Below are 22,872 nucleotides of genomic sequence, written 5' to 3' on the forward strand. Positions count from 1 at the left end.
CGAGGGGGAAAGGGAGCCGATCTTCATGCTTTCCAAAACCCGCGTTCGACTCGGTATTTCAAGTCGGCGTAGCGAGTCCAAACACCACGGTCAGTCCCCTCTCCCTCTGGGAGAGGGTTAGGGTGAGGGGCTCTTGATCTTCAACTAGCGGGCGACGACCGCCTGGGTCGTGGCATCCGTAAAATCGAGAACCTTGCCACCCTGCGCCGACGCATATTGCTGAGCCTGCCCCTTAAGCAAAAACGCACTCAACCGGCCCTTCGCATCACTGGCAAACCACGCCTGCTCAGCCAGCAACTTGATCCCGCTGTCACTGGCCTGCGCATACACCGCCCGAACGTTTTTGCCTTCCTGCTTCAACGCGGCGAGCGCAGTGAACGCCTCTTCCGCTGAAGCGTATTGGCGCACCTTGTCCTCACCCCGCACCCAGATTTCGGCGACATGGCTGAAGTCAGTAATCGCTTTCCCCGTCGCCGCATCCGTGGCCTTCAACGGCGTCTGCGCGTAATTGGCCAGTTGCGCCGTGTAATCGAGGTTCGACGCCTTGAACGCCGCACGGATGTACTGATCGTCAATGAAGCTGTTCAGATCGAGCCCACGATCAGCCTTCTTCAACAGCTTCAACGTATCGATGGCCGTACCAACCGCCTGACGATATTCCGGCTTCCAGCTCAAGTCGCGGGTCTGCACGCCAAGTGGGCCGTGGAACAGGTAATTCACTTCGGCATCGACGCCAGTGACTTTGGCGATCAGTTCGCTGTACTTCTCAGGCTCGGCGGCGAGCAGTTGATTGGCCTCGATGCTCGCCCGCAAATAGGCGACGACGACTTCCGGGTACTTCTTCGCGTACGCCTGATCCACCAGCGCACCATGGAACGTCGGCGCATTGGCCTGAGCGCCGTCGTAGATCTTGCGGGCAAAGCCCCGGCTCGGAAACAGCTCGGCGAACGGCACGAAATCAGCGTGGGCGTCGATCTTGCCGGCCTGCAACGCAGAGCCGGCGACTTCTGGTGGCTGGGCAATGATGTTGACGTCCTTGAGCGGATCCCAGCCCTGCTCCGCCACCGCGCGCAACAACATGCCGTGGGCGGTGGAGGCGAACGGCACGGAAATGGTCTTGCCCTTGAGTTCGCTGAGCGATTGCACGCCGGACGCACTCGGCACGACGATGCCGTTGCCGCTGCCCTTGATGCTCCCCGACAGTACGCTGATGAACAGGCTGTGCTTGCCGGCAGTTTCGAACGCAACACCGTTGAACGCACCGGGGAAATCGGCCATGGCGCCGAAGTCTAGTTTGCCGGCGACCATCTCGTTGGTCAGTGGCGCGCCGCTGGTGAAGTTTTTCCACTGCACGTCGTACTTGGCGTCTTTGTAAGTGCCGTCGTGGGGCAGGTATTTGTCGAGCAGACCGAGTTCACGAATCAACAGACCGCCAGCGGCGCAATTGATGGTGGTGTCCTGGGTGCCGATGGCGATGCGGATGGTTTCGGCTGAGGCCGAAAAAGTGAACGAAGCCAGTACCAGACCGGCGATTGCTGCACGCAACATGAGTGTTTCCCCTCGAATCATTTATTTGAGTTCGTCTCCGCCGCGATCAGGGCGCGGTGGGAAACGAGGGGTGTTTTTCAATTCAGCGTCCGGTGTTTCCGGATGGCTTTGGGGTGTCGTAGATCTACTGTAGGAGTGAGCCTGCTCGCGATAGCGGTGTGTCAGCCAGCACATCTACATCAGACCCACCGCTATCGCGAGCAGGCTCACTCCTACAGGGATCGGGTTTCAACGCAGGAGATAGGGGATGTCGACCTTGACGGCGCCGGTCGGGCAATCCTTCTCGCACGGCATGCAATACCAGCATTCGTCGAACGCCATATAAGCCTTCTGCGTCGCCGGATTGATCGCCAGCAAGTCCATCGGGCAGACGTCGACACACACGGTGCAGCCCTTTTCGGCGATGCATTTGTCCTCGTCCACGGTGACGGGGGCGTTGGAGCGGAAGAAGATTTCCTGAGCTTGATAGGCCATGGTCCGGATTCTCTTTTAGGGGTGCATCAAGCGGCGAAAGCGCCAACCCGCAAGCGGTCGTACGCCTGCATTTCTTCGGCATCGAGCGGAATGATGTAAGGCTCGACGGCTTTCTTGAAACTGGTCATCTGGCCGTCCTCGCCCTTCTTCAGATGGCAGTGGCAGAACCATTCACTGTCGTTGCGCTGCGGGTGATCGACGCGATAGTGGTACAGGCCCCAGCGACTTTCGGCGCGAAACAGCGAGGCGCGTGCAGCCATTTCGGCGCAGTCGCGAATCACGCTGGTTTCCATCGCGCGCATCAGTTCATGGGCGTTGTTGGCCTTCATCTGCTCGAGATCGCGCTCGATGTCGCTGAAGCGTTGCAGGCCGATCTGCATTTTCCTGGTCACTTTCGGCGGTTGCAGGTAATCGTTAACGAAGCGCCGCAGCTTGTACTCGACCTGCGCCGGCGGCAGACCGTGTTCACGATCAAGCGGGGCGTAGACCCGGGCCTTTTCCTTTTCGATCTGCGCGGCATCCAGCGCAGAAAACTCGCGCCCGGCGACAAAATCCGCCGCGTTGTGTCCGGCAAACCAGCCGTAGGTGAAGGCGCCGAGCATGTAATTGTGCGGCACAGCGGCCATGTCACCGGCCGAATACAAGCCTTTCACCGAGGTCTCGGCGCGTTCGTTGACCCACACCCCGGAGGCCGAGTGACCGCTGCAAAAACCGATTTCGGAGATGTGCATTTCGACCATTTGCGTGCGGTAATCGGTGCCGCGATTGGCGTGGAACTGGCCGCGACTCGGGCGCTCGTTGCTGTGCAGAATCTCTTCGATGTTCTGGATGGTTTCCTCGGCCAGGTGATCGAGTTTGAGGAACACCGGGCCGTTGCCGCTTTCCAGTTCCTGGTGGAATTCCCACATCATCTGCCCGCTCCAGTAATCGCACTCGATGAAGCGTTCGCCCTTGTTGTTGGCGGTGTAGCCACCCAGCGGACCGGTCACGTAGGCGCAGGCCGGGCCGTTGTAATCCTTGATCAGCGGGTTGATCTGAAAGCACTCGAGGTTGGCCAGTTCGGCGCCCGCGTGATAGGCCATCGCGTAACCGTCGCCAGCGTTGGTCGGGTTCTCGTAGGTGCCCATCAGGTAGCCCGACGAAGGCAGACCGAGTCGCCCGGCAGCGCCACAAGCGAGAATTACAGCCTTGGCCTTGATCACATGGAAATCGGCCGTGCGGCAATCGAAGCCCATCACACCGTTGACGGTGCCCTCCTCGTCAGTCAGCAACCGCGTGCAGACGAGACGATTGGTGATGCTCACCCGCGCACGTTTCAACTGCCGATAGAGGACTTTTTTGATGTCGTGCCCTTCCGGCATCGGCAGCACGTAAGCACCCATGTGGTGGACTTTTTTCACCGCGTAATCGCCGGTCTCGTCCTTCTCGAACTTCACGCCCCAGCGATCAAGCTGTTCGATGGTTTCGAAGCTGTGGGTGGCGTAGGCGTAAACGGCGGCCTGATTGACGATGCCGTCGTTGGCGATGGTGATTTCCTTGGTGTACTGCTCGGGCGTCGAGTGGCCGGGAATGATCGCGTTGTTCAGGCCGTCCATGCCCATGCTGATCGCGCCGCTGCGTTTGACGTTGGCCTTGTCGACCAGCAACACGCGCAAGTCGCGGTTTTTTTCCTTGGCCTTGATCGCGGCCATTGGGCCTGCGGTGCCACCGCCGATGACGACGATGTCGTATTCCTGTTCAAGCACATTGCGGGTCATGCCTGCTCCCCTTTTTGCCGGTCGATCCGCAGGCGGTACTGGAACGCATCGCCACGGTAGTAAAGGTGTTCGAAGTCCAGCGGCTGGCCTTGCGCGTCGTGGGTCAGACGCTCGATGCGCATGATCGGCGAGCCGGCCTCGACGTTCAGCGCCTGGGTCAGGTCGCTGTCAGCCAGCATTGCGTCGATGGCCAGATCGGCGTGACCGAGGGCGATGCCGCAGTCGTTTTCGAGGATCAGAAAGATGTCGCGGGTGACCAGATCGGCCTTCTCCAGCCGCTCGCCGACGGCTTTGGGCAGGTAGGTGATTTCCAGCGAGATCGGTTCACGATTGATCAGGCGCACGCGTTTGATCTGCGCGACGATCTCGCCCTCGGCGACTTGCAAACGCTCGGCGACACGCTTGTCGGCCGGGATGAATTTGAAGCTGCGCAGGCGGTTGATCACCTCGTAGCCACGGCCGGTCATCGACTCGGCGAGGCCTTGCAGGCTGCTGACGTTCTGAAAGGTTTTCGGTTTGGCGACGAAGGTGCCTTTGCCGTGGATCTTGAAGATCAGCCCTTCTTTCTGCAGATCGCCCAGCGCCTGGCGCACGGTGATACGGCTGACTTTGAACAGCGCACCGAGTTCGCTTTCGGAGGGCATCTGGCTGTCTTGCGGGTATTCGCCGTCGAGAATCCGCGCACGGAGGACGTCGCGCAGTTGGGTGTGCAGCGGGACACTGCTTAGGGAGAGAACGTTATCGGTCATCACGGGATCACTTGTTATAACGAGTTATGACGTGATCTTAGAGATGTTATGACAAGGTTGAGAAATATTGTTTGGGCATAACCTTAGACGCGACGACGCACTGCCCAATGTGGGAGCGAGCCTGCTCGCGAAGGCGGCGTGTCAGATAATACTGTTGAAACAGACACACCGCTTTCGCGAGCAGGCTCGCTCCCACAGGGGGGTGTGTGGTCGGTAAGGTCAGTGGCGTTTGAGGATCTGGTCCATGACCCAGTCGGTCTTGAGCGCTTGTTCGGCGACGGCGGGATGTTGTGATTCGCCACGAATATGCGCATTCATTCCGAGCACGTGATGCCACTGGATGTGCTCGTGATGGGGGATTTCCAGGCTGAGGTGTTCATCGGCATGCAACTGCACGGGATGCTCATCAAACACCGAAAAACTGATCCGCCCGAGGCTGCCGATGATCTCGACGCGATCCTCACGCCGATCCGCGACAAAGCTCCAGCAACCCATGCCCAGCGCGCCTGAAGCGAATCGCCAACTGGCGCTGACGGCATCTTCAGCTGCATACAAACCGGCCTGACGCGCGGTGAATCCAGCGACTTCAACGATGTCACCGAGCAGATATTGAAACAGGTCAAAGCCATGACTGGCCAGATCGGCAAAGTAACCGCCGCCGGCCACCGCCGGATCTGTGCGCCAATTGTTGCGACCGTCCAGATCCGCCGGCGAAGGCGCTTTGGTCAGCGTCCAGCTCAAGTGCCGCACGTCACCGATGCGCCCCTCCTCCAACCATTGCCGCACCTGTGCAAAGCGCGGCAACGAACGGCGGTAGTAGGACACGAACAAGTGCAAACCGGCGTCGGCAAACGCTTTTTGCATCTCGCGACTTTGCCCGGCATTCAGCGCCATGGGCTTTTCCACGCAGCAATGTTTGCCGGCCGCAGCGACTTTCAGGCTGTAGGCGTGGTGGCTGTCGGGCGGCGTGGCGATGTACACCGCGTCCACCTCGGGATCGTTGATCAGTGCATCGACGTCGGTGTAGACCCGCTCGATACCGTGGCGCGCGGCGTAGTCAGTCACGACCTCAAGGCGTCGGCCCATTACCGCCACCAGCGCCGAACCGGGCGCCTTGTAGAAGGCCGGCCCGCTCTTGCGCTCAGCGACGCTGCCACAACCGATCATGCCCCAACGCACCACGTCCATGTCTCTTCCTTTAGCCGACGCGCAAGGCGCGCAGATCAAGGTGACCGTCCTTGAGCGGCGGGCACCAGTAGTAGCCGCCAGTGATTGGGCAGCTGATGCGATAGAGGCCATCGGTGATGCCGTCTTCCAGGCCGCTCATACGGCGCAGTTGCGCTTCGAAGGCATCCAGCGAGAAACCGAAGGCGAGGAACATCAGACCGGCACGATCACCTTCAATCCACGGCATCGAGCGGCGCACGACGAACGCTTCTGGGGCAAAGCTTTCCTGCGCGGTGCGCTTGACGTGGGCGGAGACTGGCGCGTCGTCGATCTCTTCGTTGTCGCTGAGGCGACGGCCCATGATGTTGTCTTTGTCCTCGGACGAGAGTTTGTGGAAACCCTTGAGGTCGTGCTGCCATTGCTGGATCGCGGCGAAGCTGCCACCGACCATGCCGTCAGTGCCTGTACTTTGCAAAGCGGCAGCGATGGCGGCTTCGTCGTGGGGGTTTTCGGTGCCGTCTTCATAGCCGGTCAGGTCGTGGCCGTCCTTGTGGCGGAAGGCTTCCTGCATCTCGACCAGACGCAGGGCTGGTGCGAGTGCGGCTTCGAGAGCGTTGCAGCGGTTGAGCAGTTCACCACGGTCGACGCCGTGCAGCCACACCCACAGCGCGTGCTGGGTCGACGGGTTCTCGACGCCAACGCCGGTCAGCGCCGGGAAGCTGCGCAGGCCGTCGATCTGCACGTTGAGCGCCTTGACCAGGGATTCACCAAAACCGACCACCGCCGACTTGCCGTCCACCTGATTGAGCAGGCTGTCGAGCGCCTGCGGCAGGGCTTCAACCGACTCAAGGGCGAAAAACAGGTGACGCGCTTGCGCAGGAACAGGGGTGGCGAGAATGCCCGGCTGGTAGTAACTCATGTGAACTCCTTGGGAAAGTGCGCGGGAGTTTACCTGTGGCCGGAGGGTTTGTGTGGGTTTGGATGGAAGTCAAAAGCACCCTCACCCTAGCCCTCTCCCGGGGGGAGAGGGAACTGATTCGGGAATATTGAAGAGCTACGCCGACTTGAACGCGCTGTACCGAATCCATAATCGACAAAAATCTTTCAGGTCGATGTATGACGCAAGACACCCCCGTCGGCCCCCTCTCCCTCTGGGAGAGGGCTGGGGTGAGGGTTAGCGTCATTACGCCAAGCGCTAGGGCTCAGCCCCGTCCAGCGCTTGAACGCCCGCCGAAAACTGCGCACATCGCTGTAGCCCACCTCCTCGGTAATCCGCTCAATCGGCATATCGGGATTGGCCAGCAGACTCAAGGTCCGCGCCTGCCGCACCTGCTCCAGCAACGCCTCAAACGTCAACGCATGCTCAGTCAAACGCCGGCGCAACGTGCGGCTGCTCATATTCAAATCACCGGCAATCTTTTCAATGTGACTGCCGCTGCTCAGGTCCCGGGCGATCGCCCGCTCCACGGCCTGAATCAGATCGAGCTTCTGATGCACCTGCGCTGCTTCCAGCTCCAGCAATGCAACGGCCTGACGCAACGCCAGCGAATGATGATTAGGCAGGTGCACGTCCAGCCACTGCGCATCGATCAGCATGCGATTGTGCAGGCAACCGAAGCGTACATCCGGCCCCAGCAGGCGGTGATATTCGGCCAGGTAATCCGGCGCGGCATGCACAAATTCCACGGCAATCGCCTTGAACTCAGCCCCCACCAGTGCGCGGCCATACACCAGCAAACTGGCGAAGAACTCCTCGACCGCAAACACCTGCACGTCGGCAAATGGCAGGCGGCATTCAGCATCGAGATGCACCTGGCCACCGACCACATCGACGCTCGACACCACAATCCCGCCCGACGTGTGCTGATGACGAATCCCCAGCGCAAAGGCATCACGCAAGGTCTTGCACAGCGACAACACATGCCCGAGCAGGCCCAGGGTGCCGAGAACATTCTGCGCGCCAACCCACAGCCCCAAACCCTGATTGGGCAGCACTTTGAGTGCGCGCTGAATCATCGCCACGGCCTGGCGATAGGAAATCCGCTGCGCCGGATCCTGCAGATCCTCAAGGGTGAAACCCAGCCCACGGCACAGGCTCTGGGAATCGATTCCTCTGTTCTGCACAACTTCGGCGAGGGTTTGCAGGAGGAACGGCGAGACCAGCGCCAGTTCGAAGGTCGGGTCTTGGACTTTTACGTTCATGGGGCTGACATTCCGGATCACGCTTGATTGTTATTTTTGTAACCGGTTGTGTCGATGGAAGTTAGCACAAGGTTTACGGACTGTCCGCAGATGCCCCCATCAGTGTCCGCCAATACCCTGCCCCAACGTACGCCAAACGCTTATTTCTAGCGTACCGGCGCTCCGAGCGACCGGTACCAGGTCCCAATCACAATAATAATGAGGACAGTCATGAGCCAGAACCGCGTGAAATCCTTCTTGCCCCGCGCTCTTTTCATCGCGGGGTGCGCGCTGACGTTGCCCGCCCTGGCCACCGAAGCCGGGGTCGACAACATAGGCACCGGCACCGACGGCTTCTTCATGCTGCCGCTGGAAGTCGACAGCCTTCCGGAGAACATGGTCGCGTTCAACCTCTACTACAACCATTACAAGGCGACCAGGTTCAACATCAGCTCGCTGGGTGGCAAGGTGCCGAATGTCGAAATCGAATCCACCGCGGTGATTCCGCGTCTCGATTACTTGAGCCCGGTGCGTGTGTTCGGCGGACGTCTGGCGGGCTACATCGCCCAGCCGTGGTTGAAGCAGGAAGTCGCGGTGTTCGGCCTGAGCGACACCCGCGAAGGCATGGGCGATACCACGTTTGCACCGATCATTCTGTGGGACATGGGCAAAAACCTGACCCTTGGCGCCGCCGTGGAAGTCACCGTGCCCACCGGCGAATACAGCGTCGATCGGCTGGCCAACACCAGCAACAATTTCTACACCTACAAGCCGCTGTTCTCGTTCACCTGGCTGCCGACTGAACGCACCGAAGTCTCGATGAAAACCACTTACAGCTTCAACGAAAAGAACAAGGACACCGATTACAAGTCCGGGCAGATTTTCCACTTCGATTATTCCGCCAGCTACAAGATCACCGACGACCTGATGCTCGGCGTCAACGGCTACTTCCTCCAGCAGACCACCGACGACAAACAGTTCGGCCACACCGTGCAGTTCGCCGGGCAGGACGTCGACGACGGCGTGCGCGGCAAGGTCTTCGCGATCGGCCCGGCGCTGCACTTCACCTTTCTCAAGTACGCCAGCGCGGAGATTCGCTGGGCCAAGGAGTTTGATGTGGAGAACCGGCCCGAAGGTGAAATGCTTTGGGCGAAAGTCAGTATTCCTTACGCTTTTTGAAACCCACCCCAATCCAATGTGCGAGCGAGCCTGCTCGCTCCCACAGGGATTTCAGCGCGTTGGTGAATGATTGCTAAAAAAAAGGGCGACCAACCGGCCGCCCAAACGTACTACACGAGAGTCTTTTACAGCGTCAGTTGCCCGCGCTCCTCCTCGGTCAACTGCTGCTTCGCCTGTTCATCCAGCGCCCCGGCGCCCAACACCTGCACCGGGCTGTTCGGGTTGTAACCCGGGGCCGGTGCACGGCTAGCGCCATCGCGGGTCGGCGCCAGTTGTTCGTTGCCGAAGCTCAGCACCTGCACGGTAAACACCGACGCCTGATTCTGCCGCGAAGCTGCTTGCTGCTGACGCGCGACATCTTCCGCCGCTTGCGTGGCCGACGATGCCGCCGAACTCGCCGAAGTAATCGCCCCGGTATTCACCGCCGAGACCACCGGCACACCCGTTGCCTTGCCCTGCACCGAGATATTCGCGGCGTTGACCACCGTCAGCGCGGCGATGTTGACGTTACCCGACACGCGGATCCCCGCCTCACCGGCATCGATGGTGCCCAGCGGCGCGATCAGGTCGATGTCGCCGGGCTTCACTTCGGCGATCGGGTTGAGCGTGGCGATACCGGCGCCGGTGCTCGGCACCGATGGCGACAGGGTGACGTTGCCCCAAGTGTCGTAAACCCGTTTCGGCGGGGTGTAGACCACAGTGGTTTTCGAGCCACGACCGGCGTTGATGTCGCCCTCGGCCGACCAGCCGAGAATCGAACCGCCGAAGGTGGTCATGATCCGGCTCTGGCCGAGCAAAATACTGCCCTGCGAATAGAGCTGAATGTTGCCCGAACCTTGGGTGATGATCCCCGCCGTCGACGGTGGTGCCGCACCTTCGATGCCGAACACCTGACCGCCGCCCGGGGTGAGCATCTGGATATCGCCGCCGAACAGGGTCTTGACCCCGGCGCCGCCGTACATCGTGATATCGCCGTCGTAACGAATCGGGTTGCCCGCCACATCGGTGGTCGGGAACAACGCGGCGATAGCGTTGCGACCACGCAGATAACTGCCTTTGCGCGGGCCGTCGACATCGTTGTATTCCAGGCCACCGGCGCGCAGTTCGGCGAAGTACACCTGGCGGGCAAAGATCGCCTGCTCGCCACTTGGCAGCGCGGCGTAGAACGCCTGTGCCTGTTCGGCGTTGCCGCTGAAGCCGTAACCCAAGGTCAGCCAGCTCTGCAATTCGTCCTGGTAACTCTTGACCACTTTGCCCGGTTGCGCGCTGAGGGCTGCGTCCGCGCTCGCCACGTTCTGCGGGTTCAGGTAGCGCGCGATAAACCGCGAATAATCCGGCCCCTGCGCGCCCACGCCGGCCTGCAAGACCACGCTGGCCCCCGGACGCTGATCACCGGCCAGCAACGAGCCAAGGCTGGTGATGCTGGCACGGTCCTCCATCAGGATATTGCGCCCGGCATTGATCTCCAGCGTGCCGGGACCGGCGACGTCGAAGCTGCTGTAAAGGATGTCGCGCCCGGCCGACACTCTCGACACATCCCTCGGGTCGTTATGCACGAACAGGTTGCCGGTGGAGTAAATCGTGTCCTTGGTGGTGCCGACGCCATCTTTCGGCGAAATCGTCGGTTGGCCCAGGTTGGTGCCAGAGGCGACGATGTCGCGACCGGCCATCATCCACACCGGCCCGGCTGCTTCGTACCAGGTTCGCTGCGAATCGCTTGCACGCAGTGACTCGCCACTGCGGATGCCGACCAGATCGCCGGTCAACGCGTAGATTCGCGCCGGCCCCATGACATCGCTGAGGCCGGAGTACGAGTTGCTACCGAAGGCGAACAATGGGAAGCGCAGATTCGGTTCTGCGGCGACACCATCGCTGCCGCTGTTGGAGATGAACGGGATTTGCGCCGAGTTGCTGGCATAGCCGTTGAATGCCGGCGCAAACGGCGTGGCAATCGCCAGTGGACTGGCCCCGGACTGGTTGATCGCATAGCCGCCGGCATAAATCGAATCACCGGCCAACAGCTCCAGCTGACCTGAAGCCGAAGGCGCCAACAGCAGCGAGTAAGCGGTGGCGGGAGCGGTATTGCCGACGCTGTAAGCCGCCGATGAACCTGCGTAGATCGAGCCTTGACCGGCGACGGCGCGCAGAATCGACGGATAAACAAAACGACTGTCAGTCGGTGAAGTGTTCTGCCCTTTGATGGGCCCGTTGGTGTCCGTCTCGGCCAACTGGGTACTCGGCGTGAGGTTGCCACCCGCCGAGAACAGATCGATGGCCGTGTGCTCGGTCCACAGCGAGAAGCCACTCAAAATCCCGCCCTGGCTGACGTTCCCCGCCTCGTCAAACAGCGGCGTGGCGTTCTGCAAACGCACGCGGCCCGGGTCCGCCGCGCCGCCCAGGACCAGATCGCCACGGGTGTTGATGCGCATGCCCGAATCGCCGGGGATCAGCACCAGCCCGCCGGAGGCATTGCCGGTGGTCGCGGTAAACGGGTCCAGCGCGCGGGTTTCCCGAGCATCATGCAACACGCTGTTGGCGCCATATTGCAGATTGATGCCGCCGACCGCACTGCCACTCACCTGTGCCGCGCCGCGCAGGTTGATCAGCGCGCCTTGCAGATCATGCTTGGGTGGCGTGATCCCATTGTTGCCGGCGCGCGCTTGCAGGGACGGATTGAGCGAACCACCGATGCGAATGTCCATGTCGCCGCCACCGGTCAATTGCAGGCTACCGTCGCTGCCGACACGACCGGTGCTACCCACCGCCACGATCAGGCCCTGGCTGCGTGGGTTGGTCCGCGCATCCCCCATCGGCCTGAGCATGCCGGCATCTTCTCCGGCGCGCAGGCTGATGTTGCCACCGCCCAAAGTGCCAAAACCGGTGAAGCCCACCAGGTACGGCGCCGCGTCCATGTCGGCGTCGGGCAGCGGCTGCGTCGCATAGCTGCCGAAATTGATCCACCAGGCGGTCGGCACGTCATCACTGCCGGTGCCCTGACGCCATAACCAGTTGCCCACCGCCACGCCAGGCACCTGTTCACGGTAACCGCCGGTATTGGCGGTTTTTCGCCCAAGAGTGTCACCGGAGACAGAGCCGCCGGCATTGATCGTCAGGTTGCCGCCGAGCTGCGGATACCAGGCTTGATAGAGACTGTCGGTGCCACCGTTGACCCATTTTTCCACGTCGCCACCGGCACTGCCCAATACCGAATCCTTGTCCGACAAGCGTCCGCGCATCTGCTTGAAGCGCGGATCGACATCGGCCGACTGGGTGCCAGCGGTGTACACACCAAACGGCGAAGCCATGCTCAAATTGCCGGCAGCGAGCAAATCAAGATCGCCGGTACCGGTACGCAGGACACTGAACATCTGGCTGTGGATGCTGGCGCTTTTCGCCGGATTGCTCTCGACGCACACCTCGGGGTAACTGTCGCACAGCGTCAGGTATTCCTCGGGAATCGGCGCGTAATCCTGAAAGCCGAACTGGTTGCCGGGGGCCCAGGTCCAGCGCGCCATCGGGGCGCAGGCACCGGGATCGGTTTCGCAGAGAATCAGGTATTCCTCGGGCACCGGTTCGAAGGCGGGGAAACCGTACTGGTTGGTTTCCGACCACACCGCGCGTGGATTGCCTTCGGTGATCTTCGCACCGTAATGAGTGTCCGCCAGACGCAAATTGCCCTCGGTGGTGAGCGGTTTCACCGCACGACTATCGGCGGCGGAAAGATCCGCCCCCGCCACCGCGCGGATCGACCACGACGAACTGCCCGACGGCAACATGCTCGCCAGTGCCCAGTTGGCGCCCTGCTGTGTGCCATTGAATCCACGCAACTCGACAAACGCGGCGCCGTCAGCGAGCACCACATTGGTCATCGACGGAATCAACGAACCGCGCAACAGCGCCAGAGAACTGCTCAACATCAAATTCTTGCTGCTGCCGGTGTCGGCATCGAAGGCGCCCGGCAACGGCACACCTTTGGGCCAGTTCATCGCCTTCAACGTGGTGTTGCGATTCAAGCGAATCCCGGCACCCAGTCGGCTGCTGGCCGGCACGGTCAGGTCACTGTCGAGCAGTGTTCCGGCGGCATACAAAAGATTGCCCGAGGCGTCATGCACCGCCCCCGCGAGCACGGTGCCGGCACTGAAGGTGTACGGCGCGGCGAGCTCCACCTGAACCGGCAACAGCGTACCGCTGACCAACGTCGTGTCCTGAATCGGCAAATCGTAATTGAGGGTCACGCCCGACGGGAATTGCGTGCCCGGCGCCAGCGTCACCCCGCTCCCCGGTACAACCAGATCGCCGCCGAATGGCTGCACGCCTGGCAACAGTTTCCAGCCAGCGTCGTCGACGGTCTCCGGTGGCGGCGCGAAACCGTCGTTGATGCTGCCGTAAATATCAAGATTGCCGCCGGCACGGATCACCAGGCTGGCGGATTCACCGGAACCGTAGACGCCATCGACTTTGCCCGTGTGCCGATTGAGGCTGGCGTAGCGGTAGCGCGACAGATCGATATCACCCTCCACCACCAGGTCGCCGTCCGCTGTCTTGCTGGCGATCTCCACGCCGGGGCGCAGGTGGAAGGCATCGGCGTAGGTCGCGTTGTTCAGACCCGCCAGCTTGCGTTGCAACAGATCGGCGTTTGTCAGCGCGGCGTCGATGAACGTGGTGTTGTCGCCGTCGATGCGGGTCAACAGCGCCTGATCGATCACCTGATACGGCCGGCCACTGACCGCCGGATCGACACCATCACGCGCATCGGTGTAACGGCGCGTGCCATTGAGGCCGATGGAACGCGCGCCCTGAATATTGACCGTGCCGCTGGCATCGATGGCGATGTCGCCGGCGCCCAGACGCGGCGCGTTGAGCTCCAGGGTGCCGCGCAACATCTGATCATTCTGCCCGGCGAGAAAGCCCGGCACTGCATCGGTGCCATGGCGCAAGTCGATGCGCGTGCCAGACGCCAGGGTCAACACCCCGGCCCCGGAATTCAGCTCGACCATGGCCCGGTTTGGCGCGTCGATGATCTTGCCGTAACTGTCGACCCGCAGTACGCGGCCGTGGGCATCGAGCACACTGTCGCCGGCCAGGGTCAGGCCGTTCTGCGCCGCCAGACGAATGCTGCCGACCCGTTCGCCACTGGCATCGATCAAGCCATTGACCGTCAGGCTGCCATTGTCCACCGAGACATTGACCTCGCCGGCCTTGAGCCCGTCACCGATCAACAGATCACCTTGCTTGAGTTGCAGACTGCGGCTGCCGAACACTTTGCCTGCGTTCAAGCGTTGGTTGAGTGCCGCGAACTGGGCGCTCGCCTCACCGCCCAGTTGCTGCGCGCGAATGTCCACGCCACCGGCCTTGTACGGCACCAGCGTGCCGCCGGCATCGTAATAACCGCTGCTGGCACCGAGAATCTCGCCCTGCAGATCGACGATGCCGGCATCCGCTGCCAAGGCAACGGCGCTGAGGTTGCCGGCCTGATTGTTTTTCGCCGACAGATCGATGCGCGAGCCAGCGAGCTGGCGTATATCGCCAGCGGCGCTCAACAGCGTCACATCGCCGCCCCAGCTGTACTTGCTCACGTCGTTGAACGGCAAAGTGCGTCCGGCCATGTCCAGTTGCGCGCCGCCGGCCAGGGTCAAGTCGTGCTCGGCCTTGGCCGTGAGCTTGCCGCTGGCCAACGCGATGCGGCTGTCGAGCACAATGTCGCGGGCTTGCAGATTGAGTTCTGCGCCGAGGGCATCGGCCACGCCAGCAGCACCGGCACCGCTGAGCGTGAGCCTGTTGCCAGCCTTGAGCAGGTTGACCGACGCCGCTTCACCGGTGAGCAACGGTGTGCGCAGCGTGAGATTGCCGCCGCTGTAGGCATAGCCTTTGACCGGATCGAAGGCGCCTTGCTGTTGATACACCGCCAGGCTGCCCTTGTGATTGGCGGTGATGCGCTCGCTGGCGCTCAGATTGACGTTGGCAAAACCCAGCGCCAACCGGTTGTTCTGATCGAGGCCGTTGGGTTGTGGCATCGGGCCGTAACCCAATTCGATGCGTTGTGCCTGAATATCCAGCGTGCCGCTACCAGTACCGGCGCCGCCATTGATCACACTGCCCGGATCCTGAGTGGCGCCGTTCCAGATCAGCTGGGCGGTGCGGATCGTCGCCACATCGTCGGCATCGCCCGCGCCGTAGATCGCCGGGGTGGCGAGCACCAGGTTCTGCAATTTGCTCTGACCGGTCTGCGCATCGAACGTATCGAGGGTCACGCTGCCGTACAGATTGAAGGCATCGCGCGTGGTCAGGCTCAGGGTCTCCAGGGCCGGCGCGCCGAATTGCGTATCACCGCGCAGCAAACGATCCAGCACATTCTGGTTCAAGGTCAGACCGGCCGGCACACGGTTGCCTGCGGCGGCCAAGGCCTCGGCACTACCGGCGTTGACCGCGCCGACTGCCAGAGCCAGATGACGCGTGCCGAAACGCACGGCTTCACCGAGTTCGAACTGGTTGTCCGTCGCGGCGGTGATGCTGCCATTGGAATACAACAGCGCCGGACTGCTGCAAACCGCCACGGCGCAGGTGCCGATGCGAATGCTGCCGGCGCCGGTGAAACCGCCGCCCGCCTCCGGCGCCAGGACATTGGTCCAGCCGTTCGACACCACCACCACGCTGGACGCGCCCGGTTGATAGATGTACCCGACCGTCGAGTCATACGCCACGTTGCCGCGCCCCAGAGCGTTGATCCCAGCGCCCGCTTCAACGGTGATGCCGCCATTGATCGAGTTGGTACGCAACAACACTTCCGGTGCCGCCAACTGCGCACCGTCACGCAGGACGATGCTGGCGGTGTCGCCGGTGAAGCCAATGATATTGCCCGCCGTGCTGTAGCTGACGGTCGGCATCGCACCGATGGTCAAACGCCCGGCGTTGAGGTTATTGAGCGTGTCGGCATACAGCGAAATGCCGCTGAAGCCCTCAATGGGCGCCTGCCCGGTGCCGAGAATTTCAAAACTGCTGCGCGCGTTGCCGCTGCGCACCACGGCCGTTCCGACCAGCCCGCCCGCCGCAGCGTCGAACCGCGCCTGGCCCTTGAACAACAACGCGACATCCTGCTCGCCACCGTCAACCAGGCGCAGATCCAGCGTCTTGCCGTCCTGCGGTGCCAACGCTCGAGGCACCCCGCGCCGCACCGCATCGCTCTGGATGAATTGGCTGAGACTGGTTTCGTTGTATTGCGAGTAACGGCGCAGTACATCGGCCGAGGTCAGAATGACCTGTTTGGCCAGACTGTCCCGCTGGCCGGTGTTGGCAATCGACAACTGTCCGCTGCCGGTCCATGAACCGTTACGCAGTGGCAGCGCGCCCGTGGTTGTGCCCGCTGTCGCCTGACCATTGACCTCGACCCGGAAGGCGCCCGGCAGCAACGCGAACGTCGACGGCAACAACGTATAAGTACCCGCTGCCAGCCCCGGAACCCCGGCGCCGAGGGTGATCTGCTGGCCAATGCGCGGATCCACCGCGCCCGCCTCGGCCAGCACTGGCGCGTAGGCGCTTTGATTACCCGGCACGATGGCATACACGGGATTGCTGGCCAGCCCCGGCAGGCTGAAGGTGCCGTCGGTGGCATTGCGCACTAGCGGGTTGAACCGCGCATCCGTGGAACCACCGCGCCCGGAAACAAAACCGGCGCCGCGCAAATCGCCACCGCCGGACAGATCGATGACCGCACCGCTCTGCACATCAATGAACTGGGTGCTCATCGACACACCCGATGTTTCACCGGTGATGCCATTCAACACCACCGATTTGCCGCCAAAGCGGTAGTCGATACCGTCCGTGGTGCCACCGTACGGCATGACCAGCCCGGCGCCGCTGACCGACGTCAGACTGCCCGGCAGCAACCGCACTTCGCGGGTGGTGGTCAGCAGGTCATCGCCGAGGACAATCTTGCCCAGCGGCGCACGCAACACGCCCCCCTGTTCAATGTGCGCGGCCGAGAACGTCAACTGGCCAAACGCTGAGTACGGCGCGGCCACCGGCGCCGGGCCGAGACCGCCGATCCGCAGGGTATGCTCGGCCACCGCCTGCGCGCCCTGATACCCGACACGCACTTCAGCCTGCACATCAGTAGCGGGGTAAATCTGCGCCGCACTCAAGTTCAAATCGCCCGGCGTCCACAGGCGGCTTTTCTGATCGCCATCGGTTGGCGCCAGGAAGCGCAGATCACCACGGCTATCGAGGCTGACGTCAGCAAATGCGCGGCGACTGTATTCGGCGGCCGGCGCCTTGAGTTGCAGGATCGAACCTTGCGTGCCGAACGACAGGCTGTTGCCCACATCCAGCAGGTTCGCCGTCGCGCTGAAGCGAGCGTCCGACAGTTTACCGGTCGGGTTGTTGGTCGGGCGTGGGCGCACGGTGCCGACCACACTGTAATAGCTGCCGACACCGGACAAGCGCAGGTACGGCGCCTGCAAATCGACCCGTGCGGTGCCTTTGGAAGACTCGGCAAGGGACAGCGCACCGGCATACAGGCTCAGACTTTGATTCATGTGCAGATTGACGTCACCGTCGAACGACAACAAGCCGTTGCTCAACAAGCTCAGGTTGTCGAAACCGCCGGACATCAGGCTGTCGGCATGCAGCCGCGCCTGACCATAACGCAGACCGGTATCGCTCTCGCCCGGACGCAAACCGGCTGCAAGTATCTGCTCCGTCGCGCGCTGATCAATGATCAACTCTCGAGGTGCGCGAACGTTGTTGTCCGCCGATTCGAGGTACAACGGCGTCTCCAGCGCCACCTCCAGACGACCGCCCGCCGCGCCGACACCGCCCGCTGCTGCACGCAGGTCACCCTCGATAAACAGACCCTTGTAAGAGCCGATGCCAATGCGCCCGCCGTCAGTCGCCACGCGCGTCGGTCCCTGGCCAGCGATATCCAGCAGTGCCTCGGCACCGGAGGCATCCAGCCGCGCACCTTGCCGCACAATCACGTAAGCATCGGCGGCGGTGGCCGTGGCGAGTTTCGCGTCGATCTCACCGCCGAGAATGATGCTGCCGCCCTTGCCGACCTGCCCATAGGTGCGACCCAAGGCATCGACTGCCGTGTTGGCTCGCCCGGCCACGTCCAGCACCGCATGCTCGCCGACCCAGATCGAACGGTCATGCGCGTTCGGGTCGGCCAACTGATTGGAGGTGGCCGGTTTGATCGAGCCGAACTGTTGCTGGCGAATATCGATCGTGCCGCCCCAGGCGTTGAGTGCACCGTCAACGGTGATCTGTCCGGCGCCGCGCAGCTTGATGCTCTGACCCGGATCGACGCTGATACGCGAATCGCGGCCCAGGGTCAGCGGGCTGTTGGCCGCGTCGATCAGGTTGATCAGGCTGGCGCCGCCTTGCAACGTCAGGCTGGCACCGGCGCGTTGCGTCAGCACGCCTTGGGTCGGATTTTCCTGAAACAGCGTTGGCGTCCACAGCTCCAGCGCCGCTTGCGGATCGACACCGCTGGCCATGCCTGGCGCAGCGTCGGCAAAACGGTAAACCGGCATCGTCACCTCGACGGCGGTGCCTTCGGCCACGTCCAGACCATTAAGGCCAATCAGGTTGTATGCGGAGAAGCCTTTTTTGAACAGATCGGCGGACAGCTGCAGCGTGGTGTCGGCCAGCAGCTTGTCGGTCTGGCCAATGAGGATCTTGTTCGCCTGTACCGTAAGGGTGCCGCCACCGGTCACGCCGTAGCCACGCAGATCGCCATCGAGGCGCAAATGCGATTGGCCCGGCGCGGAAATCGCGCTGGACTCCAGCGTCAGATCGCCACCCTTGCCGCCCCGGGTCTTGCCGTTGGCGAGTACCGCGCCGCCGGAAGAAACGTCGAGCAGACTGCCAGCACCGATATCGATATCGCCACTGCTACGGATCGAGATCAAACCACCGTTGAGGGAGGCCAGGCTCGCGCCATCATCCGGGTCGGTGCGCAGATTGCTCCACACTCCACGGGTATCCAGTTGCACGCCGGCAGCCACGAGGACTTGCGTCGCCTTGTCGGCTTTCGCCGTGAGCCGAGTGTCGCTGCTCTCGGAGCCGGTGAACTGATTGAGAACGTTGCCCAGTCGCAGACTGCCGCCACGCGCCGTCAGGTCGGCGCCGACCTGCACATCCGGGGCATACAAGGTGATATCGCCACCGGCATCGACGATGAGCGCGCCGTCAACGACAACCTGATCCCTGGCCGCCACTTTAAGCGCGCCGAGACGGAAACCGTTGAGCTGCTGGTTATCGAGATACAACGTGCCCTTGCGCGCCTGCGACACGGCGCCGGCCAGATCCTGATCATTGTTGGCCACCGGTCGTTCGCCGCCGATCTGCACCTGGTCCAACAGCGGATTGAGCGCATACAAAACGCCACCCGAAGCCGCCACATACGCCGGGTCATAACTACCGACAATCAATTGCGCGCGGCGTGCCAGTGCGGTCTGGCTCTGCTCATAACCGTCGAGCACCGGCTTCGGCGCCTGGTTCTGCCGCTCGCCCTGATACACCTCGCCGAGCATCTGCCCGTCGAGCGCGGCGTTGGCCGTGGCAATCACCAGTTGCCCGGCGTCACGGCCCACGGTGTAACCCGACTCGAAACGCGAACGCGGGGCAATCAGCGGGTTGTAGAAGTAGCTGGTCTGGCCCCAGCGCTCGCTGCTGTCCTCGTAACCTTTGTACAGCCCGGTGTAGAGCAGATCGCCCGGCGCACGGGACACTTCATACAACTTGCCGTCCGCACCGCGCAACCAGCTCTGGCGGATCTCGCCGCTCTGCACATCGAGAGTGCCGCCGGACAGATTGATCAACGAACCCTTTTCGGTGACTACGTCGTTGCCGGCAAAACTCACCGTACCACCCTGCGCCATCCACTCACCCACACTGTGCGCCTGAGTGCCGAGATAACCGCCGACTTCCAGCAAGCCGCCGGCCGTGTACCAGCGATCGGTGGCATAGCCGTTGGTGCCGGCCGGCACGTAGACCAGCTCTCGCACATCGACCCAGATGTCGTTGCTGTTGAGCGCGCCTTTGTCGCGGTTGACCGAGGCGTCGCGCTGCTCGTTGCCTTGCACGTTGATCTTGATGTTGTTGTTTTCCATCGCCACTTTGACGCCGAGGGCACCCGAGACATCGATCATCGCGCCGTCGCGCACCAGACTGCGACGCTGCGCGCTCACTGCCACCTGGCCACCGGTGGCGAGAGTGATGGAGCCATTCTGGAACTCGACGCTGCCGCCGCTCTGTATCTCGATGCGCGACTGATCGCCACGAATGCGGTTGTTCGCAGTGACCGCGCTGAGGGCGGCCTGATGCTGACTGTCGAGCGCCGTCAGATCGCTGCTGTCGAGCATGATCGCCGTGGCACTGCCCTGCGCCAGGGTGACACTGCCGCCGCTGTCGCTCGCGGGGTTGGACAAGTGAATCGTGCCGCGAGACGCCACCGACGTACTGGCGAGCAATACGCCGTTCTGCACGACTTCATGGCCGGTCAACGTGATGTCGCCGGTAGATGACTGGATCAAGCCGTTGTTGCTGACCTTGCCGCTGACGTTGCCGGCCTTGAAGCCCGGCGTGACTTCGTTGCCGAACGTGGTCGACAGCGCATTGCCCTCGGTGCCCGCGCCTTTGCGGATGTAGAAGCGGTCACCGGCGCCGAGCACGGTCTGGCCCTTGGCGGTGCTGATATTGCCATCGTTCTGCACTTCGCTGCCGAGCAGCAAGGCATAACCACCGGCATCGGTCGACGTCGCCGGTTTATGAGTCGTGATACTCGCACCGCGCTCGACCAACACCTTGCCGGCGGCATCGGTGAAGGTCGGCTGAGTACCGTTGCTGTCGAAATACAGGCCACGGTCGCGGAACTGGATATCGGTGATGTTGGCAGCCGCGGCCACCAGGTTGCGTACATTGACCTGACTGCTGCCACTGAAGAGGATGCCGTTGCGGTTGATCAGCATTACCGTGCCGTCGCCCTTGATCTGGCCCTGAATCTGACTGGCCCGTGCGTTCGGGTCGTTGACCCGGTTGAGCACCGCCCAGTTCGCCTGCTGGGCGAACTCAACGCTGGTGTTGCGCCCGACGTTGAAGGTTTCCCAGTTGAGGATCGCCTTGTCGGCGGTCTGCTCGATCGTCACCGTGGTCTTGCCGTCAGCCTTGGTTTGCTGCGGGCCTTTGGCGTTCTGCCAACCTTGGGTGAGGCTGTTATCGACCTTCAGACCGCCCTCGCCCAGACCGTCCGGGACAAACTGCACCGAACCCAGCGCAGCGGCACGACCGGCCGCCTGAGCCGCCTGCTGCGCGGCAATCGCGGCGACCGTGTTGTTCAAGGTCTGGATCGAGCGCTGCAATTGCTGATTGGCTTTTTGCTGCTGCGCCAGGGGTGGCGTCATCCCCGGCAAGCCGCCAGTGCTCGGCCGTGCGGCAGCGGCTTGCTGCGCCGCACCTTTGGCGGCGAACCAGTTGGAGCTGAACGCCGTTGCCGCGTGCGCATTGCCCGCCACCAGACACAACGCCACCGCCTGCGCCAGTGGTTTGAGCAGCCACAGCGCCGGCTCCACGGCTTCACGTTTGAACGACTGGACGTTGGTACGACGGGATGGGCGAGCGAGCATCACTACGAGATCCTTTTTGGTTGCCACACTTTGGTTGCCACACATGCCGCAGGCGTGCAAAAACCTGCTGTTACGTCATAGGCAGTTGGCGGCGGTCGAGACCGAACGGATGTCACACAAACTTCATGTTGGGGGAGTATTCGCGGCGGCCGTTTTGCGCCTTCAAATAAAATGGCAGCCCTGTATGGGGCTGCCATCGGTTTGACGGCAGCCACGTTTAAAGAGGACGACCGATGCCGTTGCACACGGCCGGGTTGTTGATATCGAGGTTGTTGCCGGTGGTGTTGGTGATGAAGTTGGCGGTGACGGCGTTTTTCCAGCTCAGTGGCATCACCAGTAATTTATGCGCCACCACCGCGGCATTGTTGCCAGGATTGCTGTAGTGGGTGGTCAGGAAGGCACGAGTCTCGTTGGCCACGTTGGCATCCCTGTAGCACTGCCCGATGATCAAATTGCTGTAGGCGACCATTTTGTAGCCGTTGACAGGGTTCGCCACCACGGGCGACCAAGTTGCTCGGCACTGTCGAACCTGACGGCTGGCGCGCCGCAGTGAACAGGGAATTGATCGCGAACTTAACCGGGCAAACAGAGTTGAGGTGGCGAGTGAGGATTTCCGAGGTGCCGCTGGCGTTGTTCCGGTAGACCACGCGAATCGGTGTGGTGTCGGCAGTCCCCAGTAGCAGCCCCCACGTTGGCGCGTCACCCGACAGCGCCCTGCACAACTGGCTGCTCGTCAGATTGAGATTGCTGATACCGCTTTTCTTATAGGACACGGCGATTGCAGTGCCAACGGATGGCAGTTGAATCAGCGGGCCATAACTGGCGTTAAAAGCGCTCTGGTATTGGCTGATTTCGCTTGCCGTCAGGATCGAATCGCTGCCAGTGAAATGCACAGTGCCTGTAGTGCCGAACGGCGCAGCATTGTTGCTTAAAAACGCCGCTTTGCCTGCCCCGCTGCCAACAGCGGCGTAGCTGAAACTGGCGGGCAAAATGCTGTTGGCCGAGCCCTTGTACAGCGCGGCTGGCAACGTCGCCCCGCCACCGGTCACCGCCAATGCCTGCCCCGAAATCAGTACCGTCGCAGACAGCAGCGCAACCCTTCCAATTCGTTTGAACATGTCCAATCTCCTTATTGAATGCTCCGCTCACGGGAGCCAAAAAAAAATGGCAACCCCGAGGGGCTGCCATTCGTGTTGC

At 62.1% G+C, this 22,872-nt stretch carries 9 protein-coding genes and 1 pseudogene; 1 reads left to right on the top strand and 9 read right to left on the bottom strand.

From position 1 onward, the window contains the following. Positions 1–144: 144 nt before the first annotated feature. The 7 genes from HU754_RS17055 to HU754_RS17085 form a co-directional block, all read right to left on the bottom strand. On the bottom strand, positions 145–1,569 hold the full coding sequence (locus tag HU754_RS17055; protein ID WP_186624162.1) for an ABC transporter substrate-binding protein: 1,425 nt from the start codon (positions 1,567–1,569) through the stop codon (positions 145–147). A 207-nt stretch (positions 1,570–1,776) separates the two neighbouring features. Then, positions 1,777–2,022, bottom strand: a complete 246-nt coding sequence (locus HU754_RS17060; RefSeq protein WP_003225615.1) for a 4Fe-4S dicluster domain-containing protein — start codon at positions 2,020–2,022, stop codon at positions 1,777–1,779. Positions 2,023–2,048: 26 nt separating this feature from the next. Next, positions 2,049–3,779 carry a fumarate reductase/succinate dehydrogenase flavoprotein subunit gene (locus HU754_RS17065; RefSeq protein WP_186624161.1) on the bottom strand — a complete coding sequence of 577 codons (1,731 nt, stop codon included), beginning with the start codon at positions 3,777–3,779 and terminating at the stop codon, positions 2,049–2,051. Continuing rightward, positions 3,776–4,528, bottom strand: a complete 753-nt coding sequence (locus HU754_RS17070) for a GntR family transcriptional regulator (protein WP_186624160.1) — start codon at positions 4,526–4,528, stop codon at positions 3,776–3,778. Before HU754_RS17070 ends, HU754_RS17065 begins: the two co-directional genes overlap by 4 nt. A gap of 219 nt (positions 4,529–4,747) precedes the next feature. Beyond that, complete coding sequence (locus HU754_RS17075; protein ID WP_186624159.1) at positions 4,748–5,716, bottom strand: Gfo/Idh/MocA family protein; 969 nt, start codon at positions 5,714–5,716, stop codon at positions 4,748–4,750. Between the two features lie 10 nt (positions 5,717–5,726). Next, complete coding sequence (locus HU754_RS17080; RefSeq protein ID WP_186624158.1) at positions 5,727–6,614, bottom strand: Dyp-type peroxidase; 888 nt, start codon at positions 6,612–6,614, stop codon at positions 5,727–5,729. Between the two features lie 185 nt (positions 6,615–6,799). Beyond that, entirely contained in the window at positions 6,800–7,897 is a 1,098-nt protein-coding gene (locus tag HU754_RS17085) for an AraC family transcriptional regulator (protein ID WP_186624157.1), read from the bottom strand. 210 nt (positions 7,898–8,107) lie between these two features. On the opposite strand from HU754_RS17085, the gene HU754_RS17090 reads away from it, so the two are divergent. After that, entirely contained in the window at positions 8,108–9,055 is a 948-nt protein-coding gene (locus HU754_RS17090) for a SphA family protein (RefSeq protein ID WP_186624156.1), read from the top strand. 125 nt (positions 9,056–9,180) lie between these two features. Here the strand turns inward: HU754_RS17090 and HU754_RS17095 are convergent, their stop codons facing one another. Both HU754_RS17095 and HU754_RS17100 read right to left on the bottom strand, forming a co-directional pair. Beyond that, complete coding sequence (locus HU754_RS17095; protein WP_186624155.1) at positions 9,181–21,675, bottom strand: filamentous hemagglutinin family protein; 12,495 nt, start codon at positions 21,673–21,675, stop codon at positions 9,181–9,183. Between the two features lie 217 nt (positions 21,676–21,892). Further along, positions 21,893–22,793 (bottom strand): annotated as a pseudogene (locus HU754_RS17100) (substrate-binding domain-containing protein). Between the last annotated feature and the right edge of the window lie 79 nt (positions 22,794–22,872).

The organism is Pseudomonas zeae (assembly GCF_014268485.2).
GTDB classification, from domain to species: domain Bacteria; phylum Pseudomonadota; class Gammaproteobacteria; order Pseudomonadales; family Pseudomonadaceae; genus Aquipseudomonas; species Aquipseudomonas neuropathica.

Excerpts from the sequence above, each read along its gene's own strand:
- HU754_RS17055 (WP_186624162.1), bottom strand. The coding sequence starts at position 1,569 with ATGATTCGAGGGGAAACACTCATGTTGCGTGCAGCAATCGCCGGTCTG.
- HU754_RS17060 (WP_003225615.1), bottom strand. The coding sequence starts at position 2,022 with ATGGCCTATCAAGCTCAGGAAATCTTCTTCCGCTCCAACGCCCCCGTC.
- HU754_RS17065 (WP_186624161.1), bottom strand. The coding sequence starts at position 3,779 with ATGACCCGCAATGTGCTTGAACAGGAATACGACATCGTCGTCATCGGC.
- HU754_RS17070 (WP_186624160.1), bottom strand. The coding sequence starts at position 4,528 with ATGACCGATAACGTTCTCTCCCTAAGCAGTGTCCCGCTGCACACCCAA.
- HU754_RS17075 (WP_186624159.1), bottom strand. The coding sequence starts at position 5,716 with ATGGACGTGGTGCGTTGGGGCATGATCGGTTGTGGCAGCGTCGCTGAG.
- HU754_RS17080 (WP_186624158.1), bottom strand. The coding sequence starts at position 6,614 with ATGAGTTACTACCAGCCGGGCATTCTCGCCACCCCTGTTCCTGCGCAA.
- HU754_RS17085 (WP_186624157.1), bottom strand. The coding sequence starts at position 7,897 with ATGAACGTAAAAGTCCAAGACCCGACCTTCGAACTGGCGCTGGTCTCG.
- HU754_RS17090 (WP_186624156.1), top strand. The coding sequence starts at position 8,108 with ATGAGCCAGAACCGCGTGAAATCCTTCTTGCCCCGCGCTCTTTTCATC.
- HU754_RS17095 (WP_186624155.1), bottom strand. The coding sequence starts at position 21,675 with ATGCTCGCTCGCCCATCCCGTCGTACCAACGTCCAGTCGTTCAAACGT.